General features: G+C 70.7%; 13 protein-coding genes. 2 read left to right on the top strand and 11 right to left on the bottom strand.

All coding sequences use genetic code 11. The features are described 5' to 3' along the window. Positions 1-9 precede the first annotated feature (9 nt). From ACFY1J_RS17190 to ACFY1J_RS17180, 3 genes are all read right to left on the bottom strand, one after another. Positions 10-1,233 (bottom strand): serine hydrolase domain-containing protein, encoded by a 1,224-nt coding sequence (locus ACFY1J_RS17190; RefSeq protein ID WP_390705452.1) that lies wholly within the window; start codon positions 1,231-1,233, stop codon positions 10-12. Between the two features lie 75 nt (positions 1,234-1,308). Next, complete coding sequence (locus ACFY1J_RS17185) at positions 1,309-2,652, bottom strand: MFS transporter (RefSeq protein ID WP_390705453.1); 1,344 nt, start codon at positions 2,650-2,652, stop codon at positions 1,309-1,311. Beyond that, complete coding sequence (locus ACFY1J_RS17180) at positions 2,649-3,230, bottom strand: TetR/AcrR family transcriptional regulator (RefSeq protein WP_390705454.1); 582 nt, start codon at positions 3,228-3,230, stop codon at positions 2,649-2,651. Before ACFY1J_RS17180 ends, ACFY1J_RS17185 begins: the two co-directional genes overlap by 4 nt. 100 nt (positions 3,231-3,330) lie before the next feature. Between ACFY1J_RS17180 and ACFY1J_RS17175 the strand changes: the two genes are divergently transcribed. Then, positions 3,331-3,762 carry a PPOX class F420-dependent oxidoreductase gene (locus tag ACFY1J_RS17175; RefSeq protein WP_390705455.1) on the top strand — a complete coding sequence of 144 codons (432 nt, stop codon included), beginning with the start codon at positions 3,331-3,333 and terminating at the stop codon, positions 3,760-3,762. Between the two features lie 80 nt (positions 3,763-3,842). Here the strand turns inward: ACFY1J_RS17175 and ACFY1J_RS17170 are convergent, their stop codons facing one another. The 5 genes from ACFY1J_RS17170 to zwf all read right to left on the bottom strand — a co-directional run bounded on the left by ACFY1J_RS17170 (position 3,843) and on the right by zwf (position 10,092). Then, positions 3,843-4,508 (bottom strand): TetR/AcrR family transcriptional regulator, encoded by a 666-nt coding sequence (locus ACFY1J_RS17170; RefSeq protein WP_390706227.1) that lies wholly within the window; start codon positions 4,506-4,508, stop codon positions 3,843-3,845. A 509-nt stretch (positions 4,509-5,017) separates the two neighbouring features. After that, the gene (gnd, locus tag ACFY1J_RS17165; RefSeq protein ID WP_390705456.1) at positions 5,018-5,899 is read right to left on the bottom strand and encodes a phosphogluconate dehydrogenase (NAD(+)-dependent, decarboxylating); all 882 of its coding nucleotides are present in this window, start codon (positions 5,897-5,899) and stop codon (positions 5,018-5,020) included. Between the two features lie 2 nt (positions 5,900-5,901). After that, entirely contained in the window at positions 5,902-7,587 is a 1,686-nt protein-coding gene (pgi, locus tag ACFY1J_RS17160) for a glucose-6-phosphate isomerase (protein ID WP_390731438.1), read from the bottom strand. Position 7,588: 1 nt separating this feature from the next. Beyond that, positions 7,589-8,515 (bottom strand): glucose-6-phosphate dehydrogenase assembly protein OpcA, encoded by a 927-nt coding sequence (opcA, locus tag ACFY1J_RS17155; protein WP_390705458.1) that lies wholly within the window; start codon positions 8,513-8,515, stop codon positions 7,589-7,591. Next, the gene (gene zwf, locus ACFY1J_RS17150; RefSeq protein WP_390731437.1) at positions 8,512-10,092 is read right to left on the bottom strand and encodes a glucose-6-phosphate dehydrogenase; all 1,581 of its coding nucleotides are present in this window, start codon (positions 10,090-10,092) and stop codon (positions 8,512-8,514) included. Before zwf ends, opcA begins: the two co-directional genes overlap by 4 nt. Positions 10,093-10,292: 200 nt before the next feature. Here zwf and ACFY1J_RS17145 point away from each other — a divergent pair, with 200 nt between their 5' ends. Beyond that, positions 10,293-11,186 (top strand): helix-turn-helix domain-containing protein, encoded by an 894-nt coding sequence (locus ACFY1J_RS17145; protein WP_390731436.1) that lies wholly within the window; start codon positions 10,293-10,295, stop codon positions 11,184-11,186. Between the two features lie 50 nt (positions 11,187-11,236). Here the strand turns inward: ACFY1J_RS17145 and ACFY1J_RS17140 are convergent, their stop codons facing one another. From ACFY1J_RS17140 to ACFY1J_RS17130, 3 genes are all read right to left on the bottom strand, one after another. Further along, positions 11,237-11,659: a hypothetical protein gene (locus ACFY1J_RS17140; RefSeq protein WP_390731435.1), complete on the bottom strand. Its 423-nt coding sequence runs from the start codon at positions 11,657-11,659 to the stop codon at positions 11,237-11,239. 177 nt (positions 11,660-11,836) lie between these two features. Continuing rightward, complete coding sequence (locus tag ACFY1J_RS17135; protein WP_390731434.1) at positions 11,837-13,225, bottom strand: glycoside hydrolase family 16 protein; 1,389 nt, start codon at positions 13,223-13,225, stop codon at positions 11,837-11,839. A gap of 197 nt (positions 13,226-13,422) precedes the next feature. After that, positions 13,423-14,667: an Ig-like domain-containing protein gene (locus ACFY1J_RS17130; protein ID WP_390731433.1), complete on the bottom strand. Its 1,245-nt coding sequence runs from the start codon at positions 14,665-14,667 to the stop codon at positions 13,423-13,425. Between the last annotated feature and the right edge of the window lie 177 nt (positions 14,668-14,844).

The raw sequence follows: 14,844 nt of genomic DNA, 5'->3' as shown, positions 1-14,844 counted from the left end.
CGTTCGTCCTCAGTCGACGACCGCCTCGTGCACCAGCCGCTTCAGCTCCGGGAACACCTTCAGCGTCTTCGGCCGTACCTGGGTCATGAACTGCACCGTCAGGTCACGGCTCGGATCGACCCAGAAGGTCGTGGTCGCCACGCCGCTCCAGCCGTACGCGCCCAGGCCCGTCGGGGCGAGGGTGCGGGACGGGTCGATCACGACGGAGACGTTGAAGCCGAAGCCGACGCCCTCGTTGCCGGGCTCCTGGTGGGCGGGGGCGCCGAAGGTGCGCAGGTCGGTGCCGCCGGGAAGGTGATTGCTGGTCATCAGGGCGAGCGTGCCCGGGGACAGGAGGCGGGTGCCGTCCAGTTCGCCGCCCCGGCGGAGCATCTCCATGAAGCGGTGGTAGTCGTGCGCCGTGGCCGCCATGCCGCCGCTGCCGGACAGGAAGCGCGGCCGGCCGCGCAGCGGGAGCCCGGGGATCGGCGCGATGCCGCCGTCGTCCGTCTCGCCGTACAACTCCGAGAGCCGCGGGGCCTGTTCGGGCGTGATGTGGAGCCCGGCGTCCGTCATGCCCAGGGGGCGGAAGATCCGCTCGGCGAAGAACTCGTCCAGCGGCTGCCCGGAGACCACCTCGATGACCCGGCCGAGCACATTGGAGGCGACCGAGTAGTTCCACTGCGTCCCCGGCTCGAACTGCAGCGGCAGGCTCGCGTACACGTCGACCGTCTCGGCGAGGTCCGCGCCCGGCGGTACCGAGGACTCCAGGTGGGCGTCGCGGTAGAGGGCGTCGACGGGATGGGAGTAGTAGAAGCCGAACGTCAGGCCCGCGGTGTGGGTGAGCAGGTGCCGGATCAGGATCGGTCCGTCGGCTGGGCGGGTGCGCACCTCGGCCCCGGATCCGCTCACATACACCCGCGGCTCGGCGAACACGGGAAGGTGACGGCCGACCGGGTCGTCCAGCGACAGCCTGCCCTCCTCCACCAGCAGCAGCGCCGCGACCGCGGTGACCGGCTTGGTCATCGAGTAGATCCGCCACAGTGTGTCCGGCTCGACGGGCAGCCCGGCCGCGATGTCGCGGTGGCCGTGCGTGGTGAGGTGGGCGACACGGCCGCCGCGGGCCACGGACACCAGGTAGCCGGGCAGACGTCCGTCGTCGACGTAGTGCGCGAAGTGCTGGTCGAGGCGGTCAAGCGCCTTCGCGTCCAGCCCGACCTCGTCCGGCTCGACTTCCTGTCGCAGCTGTGCCATCGCTCTCCTCCGGTCGCGTCGTACGCGATGCGGTCCGGCATACCCCTCGGGGGCGGCTCCCGACCTCATCAGATCTCATCGTCGCTCAGAAACGCGGAAAAGTGCCCGCTCATCAGGGTGTTGTGTGATCGACACGACGCCGCGACCGGGAAGCGCGCGGGCAGCCACCGCGCCGACCGCGGCCACAGCGGCCAGCACCGTCAGCGGCAGCGCGGTGCCCGCACCCATGAGCGCGGTGGCCGCGGCCACGCCCAGCGTCGGGCCGATGTTGAGGGCGGTCTGCTGCAGTCCGCCCGCGACTCCGGCCGACCCGGTGTCCGCCTGCCGTACGACGACATGGGTCGCCGCCACCATCACCGTGCCGAACCCGGCGCCCAGCAGCGCGAATCCGCAGCCCAGGGGGAGGGTGCCGGAGGCCCGGGACAGCAGCAGGACGCCCAGCGCGAGGACCGCCGTCGCCGCTCCCGTCGTACGGCGGGCACCGACCCGGCGCAGCAGTACGGCGCAGCCGGGAGCCGACAGCACCATCAGCACCGCCAGCGGCAGGCTGCGCAGGGCGCTCTGGAACGGGTCGAGGGCGAGGGTGCGCTGCAGGACGTAGGTGGCCACGAACAGCGTGCCGAACAGGGACGCCGACGCGGCGACCAGAATGCCGAGCGCCGCGCCGACGGACGCCGAGCCGATCACCTCCGGTGGCAGCAGCGGGCTCGCGGTACGGCGTTCGTGCCGGACGAAGGCGGCGCCGGTGAGCGCCGCCAGGCACAGGCCGAGGGGATACGGCGCGACCAGTGAGTGGACCAGGCAGGCCAGCGTCACGGCGAGCAGCAGGGCGCCCGGCACGTCCAGCGGCCTGCCCGGCGCCCCGGCGAGGTCCGGGCCGCGGGCGGCGAGGGCGAGCACGCCGAAGCCGAGCGCGGGCAGCACATTGAGGAAGAAGACGGCCCGCCAGCCCAGGCCGGTCACCAGCGCCCCGCCCACGACCGGGCCCGCGGCGGCCGCGAGGCCGATGGCGCTGGTCCGCACCGCGAGCGGCATCGCGAGCCGGTCCGGCGGGAACGCCGCACGCAGCATCCCCAGCGTGGCCGGTTGCAGCAGCGCGCCGAACACCCCCTGCGCCACCCGCAGCGCGATCACCCAGCCCACGCCGGGCGCGAGGCCGATGCCCGCAGAGGCCGCTGCGAACCCGAGCATGCCGCAGGCGAACACTCGCCGCTGCCCGTACCGGTCGCCGAGCCGCCCGGCGAACACCAGCAGGCTCGCGACCGCGATGAGATAGGCGGTGCTGGTCCACTGGACCTGCGCGAACGACGCGTGCAGATCCCGTTGCAGGGTGGGCTGCGCGACGGTGAGGACCGTACCGTCCAGGGCGACGACGACGGCGCCCACCACGCTGCTCGCCAGCGTGAGCCGACGGTTCACCGCGCGCCGTCCGGCCCCAGGTGGGCGTCCAGGGCGGAACGCAGCAGCGGCGCGAAGTCCCGTGCGCCGGTGACGAGTTGAAGGCTTCCCCAGCTCCACAGCTGGGCGATGCCGTGCAGGTTCGCCCACAACGCACCGGCCACGAGGGAGGCGTTGGCGTCCGGCCGGACCCTGCCGACCAGGTCCGTCAGCAGACCGAAGAGCGGCAGGCTGGTCTCGCGCAGGCCCAAGTGCCCGCTCTCCAGCAGGTCGTGACGGAACATCAGCTCGTACATGCCGGGGTTGTCCAGCGCGAACCGCAGATAGACGTCCGCCAGTGCCGTCAGCTGTGCGCGCGGCGGCGCCGCGCGGTCGCCGAGCACCGCCCCCGCCCGGTCGGCCAGCGCGTCGAAGCCGCGGCGCGCGATGGCCGACAGCAGCTCCAGATGGGTGGGGAAGTAGCGGCGCGGCGCACCGTGCGAGACCCCCGCACGACGGGCGATCTCCCGCAGGGTCAGCGCTTGGGCGCCCTCGGCGGCCACCAGCGCCACACCGACGTCGACCAGCCGGGTCCGCAGACCCGTATCGGACTCACTCATGGACAGTGTCTACCAGGAGCGAGTAGACACTGTCTACTATTTTCGGGCAGGAGGCGTCCGCGCGGGAATGCGCGGCTGGCCCCGCCCCGTTGTTCCACGTATGACTGCCACGCAGGACGCACTGCTGAAGTTGCTCTCCGCCGGCCACGGCGGGGTGCTGGTCACGCTCAAGCGCGACGGGCGCCCCCAGCTGTCGAACGTGAGCCACGCGTACTACCCCGACGAGCGGATCATCCGCGTCTCGGTCACGGACGACCGTGCCAAGACGCGCAACCTGCGCCGGGATCCCCGTGCCTCGTACCACGTCACCAGCGGTGACCGGTGGGCGTACACGGTCGCCGAGGGCACGGCCGACCTCTCGCCCGTCGCGCAGGACCCGTACGACGAGACGGTGGAGGAACTCGTCCGGCTCTACCGCGACATCGTGGGCGAACACCCCGACTGGGACGACTACCGTGCCGCCATGGTCCGCGACCGGCGGCTCGTCCTGCGGCTGCACGTCGAGCGGGCCTACGGCGCTCCCAAGCGCTAGGTTCCGCCGGACCTGGCTCAGCGGCGCCGCGAACGGCTCGGGGTGTCGTGTCTCCCCGACCCAGCCCTCCAGCAGGGCCCTCAGTCCGCCGCCCGCTCCGCCGTGAGATAGGCGATCACCATGTCGCCGAGCATCGTCCGGTAGTGCTCGCGCCGGGCGGGGTCCACCAGGTCCCGGCCGAACAGGGCGCCGAAGGTGTGCCGGTTGGCGACCCGGAAGAAGCAGAACGAGCAGATCATCGCGTGCACGTCGACCGCGTCGACATCGGCCGCGAACAGTCCCGACTCCTGTCCCGAGGCCAGGATGCGGCGGATCACGTCGAGCGCCGGCGAGCCGATCTTCCCGAGCTTGTCGGAGGCGGCGATGTGCTCGGCCCCGTGGATGTTCTCGATGCCGACCAGCCGGATGAAGTCCGGGTGCCGCTCATGGTGGTCGAAGGTGAGCTCGGCCAGCCGCCGGATGGCCGCGACCGGGTCCAGGTGGTCCACGTCGAGTGCCTGCTCGGCCTCGCGGATCACGCCGTACGCCCGCTCCAGGACGGCCGTGAACAGCTGCGCCTTGCCGCCGAAGTAGTAGTAGATCATCCGCTTGGTGGTACGGGTGCGGGCGGCGATCTCGTCGACCCGGGCGCCGTCGTAGCCGGCCCGGGCGAACTCCCGCGTCGCCACGTCGAGGATCTCGGCCCGGGTACGAGCGCCGTCACGCCCGCGCCCGCTGTGCCGTGCCGGTTCGTCGACGCTGGTCATCGGGTTCCTTCGGGCGTGGGGCGCAGGGCGCGGGGCGCGGGGCGCGGTCGGTGCCGGTGATTGTAGAAGCAGGGCCCGCCCCGGGTGGACTTCGACCACGTCACCGGCTTCGCCGCACCCTCCGCGCACGGTCTGCCCGACGTCCCGCTGGAGCGGGCGGTGCGGCTGGATGCCGGAGACGCCGGTGCGCCCGTCGGTGCGCGGCCGGCTAGCGCCGGCGAGCGCGCCGCGCCCCTGGTCCGGCACTTCGGGGACGACCGGCCGGCCTGGGCCGGCCTCGACCGGCTCGCCGGACCGCTCACGGCCGCCGACGGCGCCAGTGGCCTCGCCCATGCGTCCCCCGGCCGGCGTGGCCCTCTTCCAGAGAGCACGCTGCCCCCGGACGTACCGGTGAGCCTGGCGGCGCAGCGGCACGTCCGGGGGCAGGGGCGGCTAGGTCGGGTTCGTCGGGCTCTCCAGTTCCGCTCCGCGATCAATGGGCGCCCGTGCCCGGTCGGCTCGCCGGGCGGTCACTCCTTCGTCGACTCGACCGCGTGGCCGCCGAACTGGTTGCGCAGGGCAGCGATCATCTTCATCTGGGGGGAGTCGTCCTGCCGGGAGGCGAACCGTGCGAAGAGGGAGGCGGTGATCGCGGGCAGCGGCACCGCGTGGTCCACGGCCGCCTCGACGGTCCAGCGGCCCTCGCCGGAGTCCTGCGCGAAGCCCTTCAGCTTCTCCAGATGCTCGTCGTCCTCCAGGGCGTTGACCGCGAGGTCGAGCAGCCAGGAGCGGATGACGGTGCCGTCCTGCCAGGAGCGGAACACCTCGCGCACGTTGTCCACCGAGTCGACCTTCTCCAGGAGCTCCCAGCCCTCGGCGTAGGCCTGCATCATCGCGTACTCGATGCCGTTGTGGACCATCTTGGAGAAGTGCCCGGCGCCGACCTTGCCGGCGTGGACATAGCCGTACGGCCCCTCGGGCTTGAGCGCCTCGAAGATCGGCTGGAGCCGCTCGACGTCCTTCCTGGCGCCGCCGACCATCAGGGCGTAGCCGTTCTGCAGGCCCCACACGCCGCCGGAGACGCCCGCGTCGACGAAGCCGATGCCCTTGGCGCCGAGTTCCGCGGCGTGCTTCTCGTCGTCCGTCCAGCGGGAGTTGCCGCCGTCGACGACGGTGTCGCCGGCCTCCAGCAGCTCCCCGAGTTCGTCGATGACGGACTGGGTGGCGGTGCCGGCCGGGACCATCACCCAGATGGTGCGCGGGGCGTCGAGCCGCGCGACGAGTTCGGCCACGTCCGCGACGTCGGAGAGCTGGGGGTTGCGGTCGTAGCCGAAAACGGTGTGGCCGGCGCGGCGGATCCGCTCGCGCATGTTGCCGCCCATCTTGCCGAGACCGATGAGTCCGAGCTGCATGGTCAGTTCACTTCTTCCTGAGCGTTCCGGACGTTGTGGGCGTTCCGGGTGTTCCTGAGCGTGCGGTACGCGGCGACCAGAGCCCGGGTGGACGGGTCGAGACCGGGGACGTCCGCGCCTTCGGTGAGGGCGGGCTCGACGCGCTTGGCGAGGACCTTGCCGAGTTCCACGCCCCACTGGTCGAAGGAGTCGATGTTCCACACCGCGCCCTGGACGAACACCTTGTGCTCGTACAGGGCGATCAGCTGGCCGAGGACCGACGGGGTCAGCTCGCGGGCGAGGATCGTGGTGGTGGGGTGGCTGCCCTTGAAGGTGCGGTGCGGCACCTGCTCCTCGGGCACGCCCTCGGCGCGGACCTCGTCGGCGGTCTTGCCGAAGGCCAGGGCCTGGGTCTGGGCGAAGAAGTTGGCCATCAACAGGTCGTGCTGGGCGGCCAGTTCACCGCTCAGCTCGTCGACGGGCCGTGCGAAGCCGATGAAGTCCGCCGGGATCAGCTTCGTGCCCTGATGGACGAGCTGGTAGTAGGCGTGCTGCCCGTTGGTGCCGGGCGTGCCCCACACCACCGGGCCGGTCTGCCACTGGACCGGCTCGCCCTGCCGGTCCACCGACTTGCCGTTGGACTCCATGTCCAGCTGCTGCAAGTAGGCGGTGAACTTGGAGAGATAGTGCGAGTACGGCAGCACCGCGTGCGACTGGGCGTCGAAGAAGTTGCCGTACCAGATTCCGAGCAGGCCGAGGATCAGCGGGGCGTTGGCCTCGGCGGGCGCGCTGCGGAAGTGCTCGTCGACCAGGTGGAAGCCGTCGAGCATCGACCGGAACCGGTCCGGGCCGATGGCGATCATCAGGGAGAGGCCGATCGCGGAGTCGTAGGAGTAGCGGCCGCCGACCCAGTCCCAGAACTCGAACATGTTCTCCGGGTCGATGCCGAACGCGGCGACCTTCCCGGCGTTCGTCGACAGGGCCACGAAGTGCCTGGCCACCGCCTTCTCGTCGCCATCCAGGCCCCGCAGCAGCCAGGAGCGCGCCGAGGTGGCGTTGGTGATCGTCTCGATGGTGGTGAACGTCTTGGACGCGACGACGAACAGCGTCGTGGCCGGGTCCAGGTCCCGTACCGCCTCGTGCAGGTCCGCGCCGTCCACGTTCGACACGAACCGGAAGGCCAACTCCCGTGCTGTGTACGGGCGCAGCGCCTCGTAGGCCATCGCGGGGCCCAGGTCCGAGCCGCCGATGCCGATGTTGACGACGGTGCGGATCCGCTTGCCGGTGTGGCCGGTCCACTCGCCCGAGCGGACCCGGTTCGCGAAGTCGCTCATCCTGTCGAGCACGGCGTGCACCGCCGGGACCACGTTCTCCCCGTCGACCTCGATCACCGCGTCGCGCGGGGCGCGCAGTGCCGTGTGCAGGACGGCGCGCTTCTCCGTGACGTTGATCTTCTCCCCGTGGAACATGGCGTCCCGCAGACCGAAGACGTCGGTCGCGGTGGCCAGTTCCTGCAGCATGGCCAGGGTCTCGTCGGTGATCAGATGCTTGCTGTAGTCGATGAGCAGGTCGCCGACCCGTACGTGGTACCGCTCGGCCCGCGCGGGATCCTCGGCGAACAGCTCCCGCAGTTGGGTCTGCCACTGGGCGCGGTGGTCCTCCAGAGCCGTCCACTCGGGGCGCCGGGTGAGCTTGGGGGGGCCGGACATGTCAGGAGTGCTCCTCGGTGCCCTTGGCGCGCAGGGCGATGGCGTACATCTCGTCGGCGTCGAGGCGGCGCAGTTCCTCGGCGATGAGTTCGGAGGTGGCCCGGACCTTCAGGGCGAGCGTGCGCGGCGGCTGGCCCGGCAGGGTCAGCGTGGCCAGCGGGCCCTCGGGCCGGTCGATGACGATCTCGCCGCCCGCGGTGCCGAGGCGTACGGCCGTGACGACCGGTCCGGCGGTGACCACGCGGTCGACCTTGACCTTCAGCCGCACCCCCAGCCAGCGGGCGAGCAGCTCGGCGGCCGGGTTGTCGGCCTCGCTCTCCACGGCGGCCGAGATCACCGGCACCCGGGCCTGGTCCAGGGCCGCCGCCAGCATCGAGCGCCACGGGGTCAGCCGGGTCCAGGCGAGGTCGGTGTCGCCGGGCGTGTAGGCGCGGGCACGGGCGTCGAGGGCCTCCAGCGGGCGCTCGACGGCGTACAGATCGGTGATCCTGCGCTGCGCGAGCGCGCCGAGCGGGTCCTTGGCGGGCACCTCGGGCGCGTCCGCCGGCCACCAGACGACGACCGGGGCGTCCGGCAGCAGCAGCGGCAGCACCACGGAGGCGGCGTGGTCGGAGACCTCGCCGAAGGTCCGCAGGACCACCGTCTCTCCGGTGCCCGCCTCGGAACCGAGCCGGACCTCGGCGTCCAGCCGCGACCGGGTGCGCTCCCGCGGGGTGCGGGACTGCCGCTTGATGACGACCAGGGTGCGCGAGGGGTGCTCGTGCGAGGCCTCCTCGGCCGCCTTGATCGAGTCGTAGGCGTTCTCCTCGTCCGTGACGATGACCATCGTCAGGACCATCCCCACGGCCGGGGTCCCGATGGCGCGGCGGCCCCGCACCAGCGCCTTGTTGATCTTGCTTGCCGTGGTGTCGGTCAGGTCGATCTTCATGGCCTGCGCCAGCTCCGTCCGTCTCGTGCGAGCATCTCGTCGGCTTCCTCAGGTCCCCAGCTGCCCGACGCGTACTGCGCCGGCCGGCCGTGTTCCGTCCAGTACTCCTCGATCGGGTCGAGGATCTTCCAGGACTCTTCCACTTCCTGGTGACGGGGGAACAGATTGGCGTCGCCGAGCAGTACGTCCAGGATGAGCCGCTCGTACGCCTCCGGGCTGGACTCCGTGAACGACTCGCCGTAGGCGAAGTCCATCGTCACGTCCCGGATCTCCATCGAGGTGCCCGGCACCTTCGACCCGAATCGCACGGTCATGCCCTCGTCGGGCTGGACGCGGATGACGACCGCGTTCTGCCCCAGTTCCTCGGTGGCCGTGGAGTCGAAGGGGGAGTGCGGGGCCCGCTGGAAGACCACCGCGATCTCGGTGACCCGGCGGCCGAGGCGCTTGCCGGTGCGCAGATAGAAGGGGACGCCCGCCCAGCGGCGGTTGTCGACCTCCAGCTTGATCGCGGCGTAGGTGTCGGTCTTCGACTGGGCGTCGATGCCCTCCTCCTGGAGGTAGCCGATGACCTTCTCGCCGCCCTGCCAGCCCTCCGCGTACTGTCCGCGTACGGTATGCGCGCCCAGGTCCTCGGGCAGCCGCACCGACTTCAGCACCTTCAGCTTCTCGGTGAGCAGCGCGTCCGCGTCGAAGGCGATCGGCTCCTCCATGGCGGTCAGCGCCATCAGCTGGAGCAGATGGTTCTGGATGACGTCACGGGCGGCGCCGATGCCGTCGTAGTAGCCGGCGCGACCGCCGATGCCGATGTCCTCGGCCATGGTGATCTGCACATGGTCGACGTACGAACGGTTCCAGATCGGCTCGTACATCTGGTTGGCGAAACGCAGCGCCAGGATGTTCTGGACGGTCTCCTTGCCGAGGTAGTGGTCGATGCGGAACACCTGGTCGGGCTCGAACACGTCGTGCACGACGGCGTTGAGTCGCTGGGCCGACTCCAGGTCGTGGCCGAAGGGCTTCTCGATGACCGCGCGCCGCCAGGAGCCCTCCGGCGGGGCGGCCAGGCCGTGCTTCTTCAGCTGTCGTACGACCTTCGGGAAGAACTTGGGCGGCACGGAGAGGTAGAAGGCGAAGTTGCCACCGGTGCCCCGGGAGGCGTCCAGCTCCTCGACGGCATTCTTGAGCTGCTTGAACGCCGTGTCGTCGTCGAAGTCGCCGGGGACGAACCGCATGCCCTCGGCGAGCTGCTGCCAGACCTCCTCGCGGAACGGGGTGCGCGCGTGCTCGCGGACGGCGTCGTGCACCACCTGCGCGAAGTCCTGGTCCTCCCAGTCCCGACGGGCGAAGCCGACGAGAGAGAAGCCCGGCGGCAGCAGACCCCGGTTGGCCAGGTCGTACACGGCCGGCATCAGCTTCTTGCGGGACAGGTCACCGGTGACGCCGAAGATGACCAGACCGGACGGGCCCGCGACACGGGGGAGCCGGCGGTCGCGCGCATCGCGCAGGGGGTTCAGCCAGTCGGTGGCCGGGACGACGGGGAGGCGCATCTCCGCCGCGTCCTTGGCAGGCTTGTCGCTCATCACGCGTCAACTCCCTTGCTGTCGCTCGAAGCCGTCGGAGGTCTGCGTGCTCATCTTCAAGAAGTCCTCGATGGAAGCGGGATTGCTGACCGGACGCGTTCAAAAGTAAAAGTCTGACTTTTTGGAGGGAAGGTCGGGGTGTGCCAGCCTTTGGTGAAAGTGGGACACCAGCGGCACCCCAAGGACGGCACGGGAAAGACATGGCGGACAGAACGGCCCAAGAGGGCGGCGGAGACGGGATCAGAACCTTCCCCTTCCCGGTCGATCTGAGCGTCTGCGGCGTGGGCATGCAGGCCGGCCCCATGGGCGCCGGCCACACCTGGCACGCCGAAGCCCCGCTGCACCGCGTCCACCGCATCGACTTCCACGTGGTCATGCTCTTCGACCACGGCCCCGTACGGCACATGATCGACTTCGCCGAGTACGAGGCGACGGCCGGCGATCTGCTGTGGATCCGCCCCGGGCAGATCCACCGCTTCTCGGACACCGACGAGTACCACGGAACCGTCCTGACCATGCAGCCCGGCTTCCTGCCCCGGGCCACGGTGGAGGACACCGGCCTGTACCGTTACGACCTGCCGCCGCTGCTGCGCCCCGACCCGGCCCAGCTCGCCGCCCTGCGCGCGGCCCTCGCCCAGCTGCAACGCGAGTACGAGGACACCGCGACCCTCCCGCTGGCTCTGCACACGGCGGTGCTGCGCCACTCCCTGACCGCGTTCCTGCTCCGTCTGGCACATCTCGCGGCCAGCTCCGCGGAGGCCGCCCGGCTCCAGGCCGATTCGACGTTCACCCTCTTCCGCGACGCGGTCGAGCAGGGCTTCGCCACCAACCACAGCGTCAGCGCGTACGCCGACACCCTCGGCTACTCCCGCCGTACCCTCGTCCGCGCGGTCCGCGCCGCCACCGGCCAGACACCCAAGGGCTTCATCGACAGACGCGTGATCCTGGAGGCCAAGCGGCTGCTCGCCCACACGGACATGCCGATCGGACGGGTGGGCGCGGCGATCGGCTTCCCCGACGCCGCGAACTTCTCCAAGTTCTTCCAGCTGCACACCGGCCAGACGCCGGTGGGATTCCGGGCGGAGCTGCGGTAGCGGTCCGGGCCGGAAGGGGGAAGCCCCGGTCGCCGGTACCCGATCGGTCGCTAGTACCCCATCGGGCGGTAATACCCCAGCACCGCCGCCAGCTGCGCGAACCACTGCCCCAGCACCTCGCGCGGCTTCGCCGCCACGACGCACTCGTAGACCCTGCCGTCGAGGTGGACGACGGCCATCATCAGAGCCTTGCCCGAGGGACTCGCCTTGTAGTGGACGCTGCGGATCTCCGGCCAGGGGAACTCGGCGATGACGTCATGGTCCTCGAAGGCGACGCCGTTCACGTCGACCACGATCGAGTTGTGACGGTCGACGGCCAGGAACTCCGGTCCCGCAGGCGCCGGCCCGGGCGGCACCGGCGGCGTGGGTGGCACCGGCGCTTGCGGGTACTGCTGTGGCATGGGGGCGTACTGCGGCGGCGGAGGCCCGAACCCCTGTGGCTGCTGCCGGCCGTACCCCGGCTGATTCGTCATGGGTCCCCCAATCCCCCGCACTTCTCGTCTCCCACGGAGAACCTACCCGTCGCCTCCGAAACCTTCCGAAGCGGCCCAACCGTACTGATCGGCACGCGGTGCACGGCGGCGGCGCCAGGGGCCGACCCCCACGCGGAGGTCGAGCCGCCCGGCGCCGCCGGATGCGTAACTCCCTTGTCAGTGACCGAAGTCGAACCAGTTCACGTTCACGAAGTCGGCCGGCTGTCCGCTGGTGAAGGTGAGGTACACGTCATGGGTGCCGGTGACCGAGGTGATGTTGGCCGGGACCGTCCGCCAGGACTGCCAGCCGCCCGTGTCGGCCAGTGCGAAACTTCCGACGGGCGCGTTCGTACGGCTGTCGAGGCGGACCTCGACCAGGCCGCTCACTCCGGAGCCCGCACCGCTCGCCACCCGCGCGAAGAACTGCGTGGCCGGCGTGGAGCCGAAGTTCACGCCCTTGTACTGCGCCCAGTCACCGTTCGCGAGCCAGCCGATGTTCTGCCCGCCGCCGGTGTCCGTGGTCGTCTCGGTGCCCACGCCGGACTGGCTGTCGTACGACTCGGCCTGGATCGCGCTGTAGGCGTCGCGATTGCCGGAGGGCGGGGGAGTGGTGCCGCCCCCACTGCCGGACTGGAGGACCTGGACGTAGTCGACGACCATCGGGTGCCCGGACTCGGTGTCGCCGTCCAGACCGCCGCCGAGCGCGTCCGGGAAGGCGCCGCCCATCGCCACGTTCAGGATGACGAAGAAGCCGTGGTTGGTGGCGTTGGCCCAGGTCGTCGCGTCGACCTGGTTCGCCGTCACCGTGTGGTAGTTGACGCCGTCGACGTAGAAGCGGATCGCTTCGGGGCTCACCGAGCGGTCCCACTCCATCGTGTAGGTGTGGAAGCCGGACTGGCAGGTGGTGTTCGGGCAGGCGACGTTGTTGCCGATGCCGGAGGTCTCGTTGCACGGGCCGCCGGGGTTGGTGCCGCAGTGCATCGTGGCCCAGACCTTGTTCAGGCCCTGGACGTTCTCCATGATGTCCAGCTCGCCCACGCTCGGCCAGTTCTGGTAGTTGCCGCGGTAGGGGGCGCCCAGCATCCAGAAGGCGGGCCAGTAGCCCTCGGCCGCGGTGCCGGTGACGTTCGGCATCTGGAGGCGGGCCTCCACCCGCAGCTTGCCGCCTGCCGGGGGCTGGAAGTCGGTGCGGGTGGTCTCGATGCGGCCCGACGTCCAGCGCCCGGACGCGTCGCGCACCGGGGTGATGCGAAGGTTGCCGTTGCCGTCGAGCGAGACGTTGCTCGGGCTGGACGTCATCGTCTCGACCTCGCCGGTGCCCCAGTTGGCGGGGCCGCCGGGATACGAGGTCCCGGTGTCGTACTGCCAGTTCGAGGTGTTGACGCCGGAGCCCGCGGAACCGTTGAAGTCGTCCAGGAAGACCTGGGACCAGCCGGACGGGGGTGTGGGGGCGGAGGCGCTGGCGGGCAGGGTGGCGGCCGTGGCGGCAGCGGCGGCCAGACCGATCGTCGCGAGCACGGCGACGAGGGCCCGCCGCCGTCTGGGTATGCCGGAGGTTTCACTCATGGGGGTGCCTCTCGGGTACGGGAGGGGGAAGCGCGGGTGACCTTGAGAGCTGACCTTCAGTGCTGACTTTGAGGGCAGGTGCTGAGAGCGCTCTCAAAGTGCGCCCAATGTGCTCTCCGCTCCTCCGGTCGTCAAGAGTTGAAACAAAGAAAGTGCTTGATTCTCAAGGGAGTTCACCCGGTGAAACCGCCGCGGACCTAGACCGCGCTGCCCGCCTTCCAGTCCGCCCAGGACAGGTTCCAGCCGTTGAGGCCGTTGGACGGCTCCACGGTCCGCTCGCCCGAGTTCTTCACGATCACCACGTCGCCGAGCATCGAGCTCTCGTAGAACGTGTAGCCCGCCACGGAACTGTCGCTCGCGCCCTTCGCGTCGTGCAGGCCGACGCATCCGTGGCTGGTGTTCTGGTGCCCGAACACCGAGGTGGACGCCCAGTAGTTGCCGTGGACGAAGGTGCCGGAGGTGGTCAGGCGCTGGGCGTGCGGCACATCCGGGATGTCGTACTCGTCGCCGAGTCCGACCGTCGACGACTCCATCCGCGTCCGCTTGAACCGCTCGCTGATCACCATGATCCCGGACCAGGTGGTGTGCTGGGCGTTGCCGCCGCTCACCGGGTAGGTGGCGACGGTCCTGCCGTCCCGCGCGACGGTCATCTCCTTCGTCGCCAGGTCGACCGTGCTGATCTGCTCGCGGCCCATGTGGAAGGTGACGTCCTTCGACTGGACGCCGTACACCCCGTCCGCCCCCTCGACGTCCTTCAGTCGCAGACTGAGCGTGATCTTCGTCCCGGCCGCCCAGTAGGTCTCCGGCCGGAAGTCCAGCCGGGTGTCGCTGAACCAGTGGCCGACCACCTCGACGGCCGGCTCCGCGGTCACCGTGATCGCCTTCTGCACGGCCGCCCGGTCCTTCACCGCGTGCGTGAAGTCGATCGACACGGGCATGCCGACGCCGGAGGTGGAGTTCGCCTCGGGCGTGAAGTACCCGACGAACGTCGCGCCGGGCGACCTGGTGGTGAACGTCGACACGGTCTCCTCGGCGGCGCCCTTCGCTCTGGCGGTCACGGTGTACTCCGTGCCGGAGCAGGGGTTCTTCGCCGAGGTCCACTTCGTCCGGGCGTCGTTGTAGGAGCCGGACAGGGCGGAGCCGTCGTTGCCGGTGACGGTGACCGAGGCCAGGGTGCCGTGCGTGACGGTCACCTCGACGGGGCTGTCGAATTCGGCCTTTCTGGTGCCGGAGGCGGGCGTGACCGCGATCGTCGCCTTCTTGGCCGTGACGGCCCGTGCGGAGCCCGTGGCGTCCTTGCCGTCCGCGGCCGGCGAGCCGTCCGCCGATTCACCGCAGCCCGCGAGGGCCGCGGCCGGAACCGCCCCGAACGCGGCGAGGAGCCCGCGCCGGGTCCACCGCGACTGCCGCCCCGACCGGTGGGAAATGTGCGAGACGCCCACGACACGCCTTCCTGAGTTGTCCGTCCGTGCCTGCGCATCCTGCGTCACTTGTCTGTACCGGCCCTTTGAATCCGAGGGGTCCTTGCTGAGATTCCGGTGAGGACACGCCCGGACGGCCGGAAAGCGCGGTTGCCGGGGCCCCCGCAGGTATCGGAAGAATTCGGAACAGCAAGAAGA

The sequence above is a fragment of the Streptomyces sp. NPDC001406 genome (assembly GCF_042895285.1).
Taxonomy (GTDB): Bacteria; Actinomycetota; Actinomycetes; order Streptomycetales; family Streptomycetaceae; genus Streptomyces.
The sequence above is the reverse complement of the archived record's forward strand: the minus strand, read 5'-3'. Positions and strand labels throughout refer to the sequence as shown.

Coding starts and splice junctions, on each gene's coding strand:
- ACFY1J_RS17190 (WP_390705452.1), bottom strand. CDS start 1,233: ATGGCACAGCTGCGACAGGAAGTCGAGCCGGACGAGGTCGGGCTGGAC.
- ACFY1J_RS17180 (WP_390705454.1), bottom strand. CDS start 3,230: ATGAGTGAGTCCGATACGGGTCTGCGGACCCGGCTGGTCGACGTCGGT.
- ACFY1J_RS17175 (WP_390705455.1), top strand. CDS start 3,331: ATGACTGCCACGCAGGACGCACTGCTGAAGTTGCTCTCCGCCGGCCAC.
- ACFY1J_RS17170 (WP_390706227.1), bottom strand. CDS start 4,508: ATGACCAGCGTCGACGAACCGGCACGGCACAGCGGGCGCGGGCGTGAC.
- gnd (WP_390705456.1), bottom strand. CDS start 5,899: ATGCAGCTCGGACTCATCGGTCTCGGCAAGATGGGCGGCAACATGCGC.
- pgi (WP_390731438.1), bottom strand. CDS start 7,587: ATGTCCGGCCCCCCCAAGCTCACCCGGCGCCCCGAGTGGACGGCTCTG.
- opcA (WP_390705458.1), bottom strand. CDS start 8,515: ATGAAGATCGACCTGACCGACACCACGGCAAGCAAGATCAACAAGGCG.
- zwf (WP_390731437.1), bottom strand. CDS start 10,092: ATGAGCGACAAGCCTGCCAAGGACGCGGCGGAGATGCGCCTCCCCGTC.
- ACFY1J_RS17145 (WP_390731436.1), top strand. CDS start 10,293: ATGGCGGACAGAACGGCCCAAGAGGGCGGCGGAGACGGGATCAGAACC.
- ACFY1J_RS17140 (WP_390731435.1), bottom strand. CDS start 11,659: ATGACGAATCAGCCGGGGTACGGCCGGCAGCAGCCACAGGGGTTCGGG.
- ACFY1J_RS17135 (WP_390731434.1), bottom strand. CDS start 13,225: ATGAGTGAAACCTCCGGCATACCCAGACGGCGGCGGGCCCTCGTCGCC.